Genomic DNA, 7,752 nt, shown 5'->3' with positions numbered 1-7,752 from the left:
TCAGGCCGCGGCACCCAGAGCAAAGTAGCCAGCAAACCAGCTACGCAAATCGGGAGATTGACGAGAAAGATGCTGCGCCAGCCGAACGCCGCGATCAGCACGCCGCCGACCACCGGTCCGGCTGCGATCGCAATCGCGCCCGCGGCGGTCCACAGTCCGACGGCACGCGCCCGGAGCTTAGGGTCATGACCGTATGACTGATTAAGCAGCGCCAGCGAGTTCGGCAGCATGGCGGCGGCGCCGATGCCTTGCAACGCGCGCGCCGCGACCAGCATGGTGGCATCGAGCGCCAATCCGCAGGCGAGCGACGCGAATGCAAACAGCACGATGCCGGCCGCGTACATCCGCCGTGTGCCGATCCGGTCGCCGAGCGCGCCCGCCGAGAGCATCAGCACGGCGAACGCGAGCGCGTACCCATCGACGACCCATTGCAGCCCCGCGACGTTCGCATGCAGGTCCGCACCGATCTTCGGCAGCGCGATGTTGACGATGGTCACGTCGAGTTGCGTGACGACGAAGCCCACACTGACGGTGGCGAGAATTCGGCCGAGGGCGGGCGAGCGGGGGGGATTGGGTGAGTTCATGCCATACATCGTAGGCCGATGCGCCGCTCGATGTTTCGGCCTGACGTGAACTGTCGATGTCGCCGGAACTGCCGGAACTGCAGGAAAGGTGGAGCGTGGAGCAGATGCGAACAACGGCGCACCGCGTGGTGCGCCGTTGTGAACAGCTCGATCAGCGCGTTTGCGGCGCGTCTTTGATAAACAGCGTAGTCAATGCCCCGACAATGCAGATTGCGCCGACATACAGCGGCGCGGCCATCGGGTTCGACTTCATCATCAGCGAAACGGCGATCGGCGTGAGGCCGCCGAACACCGCGTAGGCGACGTTGTACGAGAACGAGATGCCCGAGAATCGCACGACCGGTGGGAACGACTTGACCAGCACGAACGGAATCGCGCCGATCACGCCGACGAAAAGGCCGGCCACGGCGTACAGCGGCACCAGCGCCGACGTATCAATGGCGAGTTGCTGGAACATCACGTAGTACGTCACCGCCAGCGCGAGGCCGCCAATGAAAATTGTGCGCCCCGCGCCGAACCGGCCGGCGATCGAACCCGCCATCACGCAGCCGATCGTCAGGCACAGCGTCGCCACGCAGTTCGCCAGCAACGCGGTGGCCGGCGCGATATGAAACTGCTTTTGCAACAGCGTCGGTGTCATCAGAATCACCACGACGATCGCGGCCGACAGCATCCACGTGAGCAGCATGGACACGATCACGGCGCGGCCGTGGTCGCGCAACACGGCCTTGAGCGGCACTTCCGCGGCGATCGCCTTGCGTTGCTTGAGCTCGGCGAACACGGGCGTCTCATGCAGCCAGCGGCGCAGATAAACCGAGAACATGCCGAACACGCCGCCCACCAGGAACGGAATGCGCCATGCGTACGCGGAGATTTCCGCGGGCGCGAAGTTGCGGTTCACCGCCGAGGCGATCAGCGAGCCGAGCAGGATGCCTGCCGTGAGGCCGGCCGTCAGCGTGCCGCACGCATAGCCGATGTGCCGCTGCGGCACGTGTTCGGAGACAAATACCCATGCGCCCGGCACTTCGCCGCCGACCGCCGCGCCTTGCATCACGCGGAACACCAGCAGCAATACCGGCGCCATCACGCCGATGCTGGCGTAGGTGGGCAGCAGGCCCATCATCAGCGTCGGCACCGACATCAGCAGCACGCTCAACGTGAACATGCGCTTGCGGCCGAACAGGTCGCCGAAGTGGGCCATGATGATGCCGCCGAGCGGCCGTGCCAGATAGCCTGCCGCGAAGATGCCGAAAGTCTGCACCTGACGCAGCCAGTCCGGCATCGCGGCGGGGAAGAACAACTGGCCGATCGCCGGCGCAAAGAATACGAAAATGATGAAGTCGTAGAACTCCAGTGCCCCGCCGAGCGCGGCGAGACCGAGCGTCTTGTAATCGCTTCGCCCAAGGGGGCGTGGGGTGACAGCCTGCGCTCCACCCAGATTTGTCGCTTGCATTGCTTGTGTCTTGTATTGAATTGGGAGCCACACGTAGCGCGTGGACATACGGCGGTCGTCGGGCGAGAAGTGTGGCAAGCGCTGGGTAGAGCACGGGACACCGGCGCGCCGGTCCGGGTAGGGCAAGCGCGGTGACGACTGGGGCCAGGCCGGGGATTTTACAGGATGAAAGCCGCTCACTTCGGGAAGTACTTAATTAGATTGGAAAAAGTTCCCCGAGACGCGCCTTTTCGACGGCGGGCAGGACCACAAGGGCTGCGCGTCGTGCGAGCTGCAGTGGTTGGGTGTAGGAATGCTGTGTACCGCTGTCGGAGCCGGGCGATTGGCGCACAAATTAGGAATGCTCCTATGGGATGACTTGGGCGTCCCTCTGAGAATCGCGTCCGAGCTATCAGTTAAGAGTAACCCCATGCGTATTGCCATTCTTCAGCGTGACCCGGTCATGCGTCAGTCGATCGAAAAGATCCTCATGAGCGCCAGCCATACCTGTATGGCCTACGACGACGGCCTGACCATGTCGAAAGCGCTCGCCCGTTCCACCGTGGACATGCTGGTGCTGGACTGGCAAGGCTCGCGTCTGTCCGGTGCCGAAGTCCTGCGGTCGGTGCGCGCGGTCGGCGGCGACCGCCTGCCGGTCCTGTTCGCTTCGACGGAGACGTCGGAGGACAGCGTGGTGCGCGCTTTTGCCGGCGGGGCCGACGACTATGTCGGGCTGCCATTGCGACCGGGCGAGTTCCGCGAGCGTGTAACTGCGTTGCTGCGCCGCGCCTACCCGGACCGTTTCAGTGCCGCGAGCTTCGATGTCGGCCCCTACCATTTCGACATTTCCCGTCGCCCGCAAAGCCTTATCCAGCAAGGATTGTTCAATATTTGTTCAAAATTCGTAACTATTCAGCGGCAGCCAGAGGGGAAACGACGAATCCGGCAAAGCTCAAAGCCAGCGCATCGATAAGCGAACGGCCCTGTTTGCGCAGGGTGGCAAGGTAGGAGCGAATCGTGCAGAACGCCTGCATGCCTGATACAGCGCGGAAGCACCCCGAGATTTTCTGTTTGAGTTTGGGCATGCGGATATCGCGTTCGGCCTGGTTGTTGTCGAACGGTACGCGGTGATCCGCAATGAACCGCCACACCTCGCGTGCATGTGTCTGCAGGCGTCGGACCAGATTGTAGGTAAAGCTTTGTCTGATCCGGCCGCGGCGCTCCTGGCGTGTGGGCTCGCGCGCCTGCGTTGGATTGAGCCTGCGTGCCTGGGCGATCGGTGCCCGATTGCGTCGCCTGTAATAGCGCTGACGCGACTCATCCAGAGCTGTGGCGCCCGAGGTTTGACTGAGTTCGACCTCACGCCTGGCCTGGCAAAGCAGATCGATCATCTGCTGGGCCCAGGCTTGCTCTGTGGACTCCAGCACAAAGACCAGTTCGCGCAGATGGTGGGCATTGCACAGCGCATGTTCGCACGCATAACTGGCGTACGGCCCCCAGCCGTCATGCACCGCGATGCCCGTAAAGCCGGGCAGAATGCCGAAGCTGTCCAGCGCCTCGCTGCCGCGCTTGCGGTGTGAGCCATACCAGCTCAGATCGCGGGTCGAGGCGACATGCAGCCAGTGAATCGTGCGCCCCACGCGCATGCCGCTCTCATCGAAATGCACCACCGGCTGCTCGCATAGCGCCTGCCGGATCTGTTCAACCGCCGGCGCCAGCAACCGGGCGGCCTGATCAATGCTGTGCTGTACGGTTCCAGTACTCACGTGCAGACCGAACAGGTCCTCCAGCGCCTGGGCGGTACGCTCAACCGGCAACTGCTGGTACTGCGTCAGATAGACCGCGGCGGCCCGCACCTGAGGGCCATACTGCACGGCCTGGCTCACGCCGTCGGGAAACACGCCCGAATGGTGCTTGCCGCAGCGGCACTGCGCGATCTGCACGCGATGCTCCGTGACCTCAAAGCGCGTGGGCGGCAGATCGATCACCTGACGCCCTTCAGGCAGCACCGTAATGTCATCGGATTCGATCCGCTGTCCACACGCGTTGCACACTGGCGCCACCGGGTGGATCTCGATGTGATCGGGCTGCGCCACCCGTTTGAGCGTCTTGCCCTTGTGCCCTGGTTGCGCGCCGGGCTTTGCGCCACTCGTGCCGCGCAGTGACTTCGGCTTGCGCTTCGGACCATCGCTTGACGGCGGCTTGCTGGAGTTATGGCTGTCCTTCTCCAGCTTTGCCTCAAGCTCGTTCAGACGCCTCACCAGATCAATGATGAGAGCATCTTTCTGCTCGGGCGTAAGGTCCTTGATGTCAGGCATCTTCGTCATGTCCCTCACTATGCATCGCCTGGTTCGGGTTTACAACTGCTGAATAGTTACCAAAATTCGTTCAAAACTCCCAGTGCCGATTCGCTGAAGTCGGCGCTTGTCTGTGGGCATTGAAGCGAGTTCCTCGGTGACGTCTGTTTGATGTGCGTCGCCGTTCGGCCAGGAGCGGGCATTCGTGGATGGCCGGTCCCGACGGACTCAGGCGTTGAGCTTGGCGCGGCCGTTGAGGCGTCCTCAACATCACCCCAGGTCGCTCGAAGCTTAGGGGTTGCGACGGAGTCAATTCCAGTACCGGCCCAGTTGCTCGGCCACGCGCCGGCCGTGGGTGAGTGCGATCTCGTTCAGTGAGAGCCGGGTGCGCAGTCGCCGGGCCTCGGCCAGCGCGATGCGTGCCTCGTCGGTCTGCCCCTGGCGGTCGAGCGCGGCGGCCTGCAACACGCGTGCAAAGTGGAATCGAGGGTCGCGTTGGCTCGACGCGAGCGCTTCGGCCAACGCCTCGGCGGCGCGGTCGGCGCGCAGCAGGAACACGCCGAGCGCCCAGCCCCAGAAGCCAAGGCGACGATCGCGCGGGCTGATCGCCATGCCGAGGCGCATGCGCTCAAAACCGGCCTCGAACTCGCTGGTGAGGATTGATGCGGCGCCGAGCGCGACATGTGCCTGGGCGTTGCTCGGGTCCAGCTCTAGCGCGCGCCGCAGCATTGCCATGCCGCGAGGGAGCTGCCCGAGGTCGCACAGCGCGCAGCCGGCCAGGCCGAGGACCTCGGGGCTGCCGTCGTCCAACTCGACGGCGCGCTCGGCCGCTTGCCTGGCGTCGTCGGCCGCGGCCTCAGGCAGCAGCCCGATGTTCCGCGCCAGCGCGGTGAGCATGGCGTAATGGGCGTGCGCCAGGCCGAACCGCGGGTCGAGCGCCAGGCAGGCGCGCAGCCGTGTGCGCGCCTCGCCGATGCCGTCTTCGTTCCAGCCCTGCAGCGCGATGGCGCCGACGGCCTCATGGTAGTGCGCCCAGGCGTCGAGGTTGTCCGGCCGCTGGCGGCGAATGTGGGCGATCTCTGCGCGCGTCAGCTCGGGTTCGAGCTCGGAGATGATGCCGCGCGCGATCTGCTCCTGAAGGTCGGCCATCTCGGCGCGGACGCAGTCGAACCGCCCGTTCCACAGCACATGCCCGGTTTGCGCGTCGGTCAGGTGGGTGGTGATGCGAACTGCGGTGGCGGTGGGCCGCAGGCTGCCCTCGACGACGAAGCGCACGCCGAGCTGCCGGGCAACCTCGGTCAGGCTGGCGTCGTGCGCGCGGAAAGCGAAGGACGAGGCGGGCGAGATGAGCCGAAAGCCGGGCACTCGCGCCAGTAGCGCGATCACATCCTCGGCCAGCCCGTCGGCAAGAAAGCCCATGCGCGGATCGTCGGCCAGCACGTTAATTGGCAGCACCGCGATCGTCGGCCGGTTCGCGGCGGTAAGGGGTGCCAGCGGTGCACCCGGCGCTGAGGCAACCCCGATACGGACTTCCATCGCGAAGCGGTAGCCGAGGCCTGACACGGTGGCGATGGCCTTGTCGCCCAACAGCTTGCGCAGCACCGAAACCTGCACCGAAATGTTGTTCTCTTCGACCACCAATCCCGGCCAGGCGGCCTCGAGCAACTCGCTCTTCAACACCACGCGGTCGCGGTGCGCAAGCAGGCAGGCCAGCAGGTCGAACGCGCGCGCGCCGACGGCCACCGGCGCACCGTCGACGAGCAGCAGCCGTTCGGTGGGCCGGAACTCGCCGCGGTCGAAGAAGTAGGCGTCCTGCATGTAATCGGCTTTCGTATTTAGGGATTTTTAGCAGCTTGGCGCAGAACGTCAAAGGACGCGGCCGGCCACCCAGGCGCACAGTGGCTTCGCGTTCCGCACCCACCCCGCCACTACCGCCGAGGACACGACCATGGACAACACCCCCGTCGATTTCGCCGCCGTCAAGACCCGCCAGCAGGCCGCGTGGTCCAGTGGCGACTATGCCGTGATCGGCACCACTCTGCAAGGCGTCGGCGAGTCGCTCGCCGAGGCCTGCGACCTGTGCTGGGACGAGCGCGTACTCGACGTCGCCGCCGGCAATGGCAATGCCAGCCTCGCCGCCGCACGGCGCGGCTGCCGCGTCACCTCGACGGACTACGTGGCCGCGTTGCTCGACCGCGGCGCCGAGCGCGCCCGCGCCGAGCGACTGGACATCGCCTTCCAGGCCGCCGACGCCGAGGCGCTTCCGTTTGCCGACGCCTCATTCGATGTGGTGCTGTCGACCTTCGGCGTGATGTTCACGCCCGACCAGCCCCGGGCGGCAGCCGAGATGCTGCGCGTGTGCCGGCCCGGCGGCCGCATCGGCCTGGCCAACTGGACGCCGGACGGCTTCATCGGCCAGCTCTTCAGGACACTCGGCCGGCACCTGCCGCCGCCGGCCGGACTGAAGCCGCCGTCGGCCTGGGGTGTGCCGGCGCACCTGCGCGAGCTGTTCGGCGACGCTGTCGGCGAGTTGCGCACAACGCCGCAGACATTCTGCTTCCGCTACCGCTCGCCCGAGCACTTCATCGAGGTCTTGCGCACCTGGTACGGGCCGGTGCACAAGGCGTTCGCCGCGCTGCCTGCCGACGGTGCGGCGACGCTTGAGCGCGACATCACCGACCTGCTGCAGCGTCTGAATCTCGCCGGCGGGCGGTCGCTGGTCGTGCCGAGCGAATACCTCGAAGCGGTCATCACCCGCCGCTGAAGGCGGCACGCCCACTCTGCAGGAGCCCAGCCATGAAACTCAGTGTCCAGGAGAGTCAGGCGTCGCTGCGCCGCCTGTACCACGAATCGCCCTTGGCGGCGTTGGTCGTCGACCATGCGCGCGCCGTCGGCGTCGACCCGTCAGACCCCTTCCATTCGCGGGTGGAGCCGATGGATGGCTGCGCCGTGGCGGTGCCCGTGGGCGTGCACGGCGCGCTCGGCGGCCCTCACGACGCGCCGACCCCCGGCGACCTGCTTTGCGCCGCGCTGGCGGCGTGCCAGGACTCGTCAATCCGCATGGTGGCCAACCTGCTCGGCATCACGCTGACTGCGTTGGAAGTCCGCGTCACCGGCACTGTCGACGTGCGCGGCACGCTGGCGATGCAGGCGGATGTCCCGGTGGGATTCCAGACTCTGGTCTGCGAGGTCTCATTGGCGGCCCTGGAGGGCACGCCGCCCGAACTGCTGGACAGACTGTGCGCCGCCTCCGAGCGCTGCTCCGTGGTCCAGCAGACGCTGCGCCAGCCGCCGCCGGTGCAGACTCGTTTCACCTTCGCGCACGCGCCCACCGTCGGCTGATGTCAGCCGCCACCTTGAGGAGCGCATTTAGCAAATCGGATACGAGATTATGCCCTCATGGAGATCGATCGCGCGGCAGACGCTGCCGATGAGGTCG

At 65.9% G+C, this 7,752-nt stretch carries 6 protein-coding genes and 1 pseudogene; 3 read left to right on the top strand and 4 right to left on the bottom strand.

Annotated elements, in window-relative coordinates:
- Together PQQ96_RS41010 and PQQ96_RS41005 are read right to left on the bottom strand one after the other, a co-directional pair.
- On the bottom strand, nucleotides 1–593 hold a 593-nt coding region (locus PQQ96_RS41010), incomplete at its 3' end, for an MFS transporter (RefSeq protein ID WP_408302976.1).
- 142 nt (nucleotides 594–735) lie between these two features.
- Nucleotides 736–2,037 carry an MFS transporter gene (locus tag PQQ96_RS41005; protein ID WP_408302973.1) on the bottom strand — a complete coding sequence of 434 codons (1,302 nt, stop codon included), beginning with the start codon at nucleotides 2,035–2,037 and terminating at the stop codon, nucleotides 736–738.
- 409 nt (nucleotides 2,038–2,446) lie between these two features.
- Between PQQ96_RS41005 and PQQ96_RS41000 the strand changes: the two are divergent.
- Nucleotides 2,447–2,872 (top strand): annotated as a pseudogene (locus PQQ96_RS41000) (response regulator transcription factor); the annotation flags it as partial.
- 52 nt (nucleotides 2,873–2,924) lie between these two features.
- On the opposite strand, the gene tnpC reads toward PQQ96_RS41000, so the two are convergent.
- Nucleotides 2,925–4,343 carry an IS66 family transposase gene (gene tnpC / locus PQQ96_RS40995; RefSeq protein WP_408302971.1) on the bottom strand — a complete coding sequence of 473 codons (1,419 nt, stop codon included), beginning with the start codon at nucleotides 4,341–4,343 and terminating at the stop codon, nucleotides 2,925–2,927.
- Between the two features lie 279 nt (nucleotides 4,344–4,622).
- Nucleotides 4,623–6,131 carry a winged helix-turn-helix domain-containing protein gene (locus tag PQQ96_RS40990; protein ID WP_408302969.1) on the bottom strand — a complete coding sequence of 503 codons (1,509 nt, stop codon included), beginning with the start codon at nucleotides 6,129–6,131 and terminating at the stop codon, nucleotides 4,623–4,625.
- 130 nt (nucleotides 6,132–6,261) lie between these two features.
- Here PQQ96_RS40990 and PQQ96_RS40985 point away from each other — a divergent pair, with 130 nt between their 5' ends.
- On the top strand, nucleotides 6,262–7,077 hold the full coding sequence (locus tag PQQ96_RS40985; protein WP_408302967.1) for a class I SAM-dependent methyltransferase: 816 nt from the start codon (nucleotides 6,262–6,264) through the stop codon (nucleotides 7,075–7,077).
- A 32-nt stretch (nucleotides 7,078–7,109) separates the two neighbouring features.
- Nucleotides 7,110–7,655: an OsmC family protein gene (locus PQQ96_RS40980; RefSeq protein WP_408302965.1), complete on the top strand. Its 546-nt coding sequence runs from the start codon at nucleotides 7,110–7,112 to the stop codon at nucleotides 7,653–7,655.
- Nucleotides 7,656–7,752 lie beyond the last annotated feature (97 nt).

The organism is Paraburkholderia sediminicola, assembly GCF_046027825.1.
Taxonomy (GTDB): domain Bacteria; phylum Pseudomonadota; class Gammaproteobacteria; order Burkholderiales; family Burkholderiaceae; genus Paraburkholderia; species Paraburkholderia sediminicola_D.
This window is presented reverse-complemented; position numbering and strand designations above follow the sequence as displayed.

Excerpts from the sequence above, each read along its gene's own strand:
- PQQ96_RS40980 (WP_408302965.1), top strand. The coding sequence starts at position 7,110 with ATGAAACTCAGTGTCCAGGAGAGTCAGGCGTCGCTGCGCCGCCTGTAC.
- PQQ96_RS40990 (WP_408302969.1), bottom strand. The coding sequence starts at position 6,131 with ATGCAGGACGCCTACTTCTTCGACCGCGGCGAGTTCCGGCCCACCGAA.
- PQQ96_RS41005 (WP_408302973.1), bottom strand. The coding sequence starts at position 2,037 with ATGCAAGCGACAAATCTGGGTGGAGCGCAGGCTGTCACCCCACGCCCC.
- tnpC (WP_408302971.1), bottom strand. The coding sequence starts at position 4,343 with ATGACGAAGATGCCTGACATCAAGGACCTTACGCCCGAGCAGAAAGAT.
- PQQ96_RS40985 (WP_408302967.1), top strand. The coding sequence starts at position 6,262 with ATGGACAACACCCCCGTCGATTTCGCCGCCGTCAAGACCCGCCAGCAG.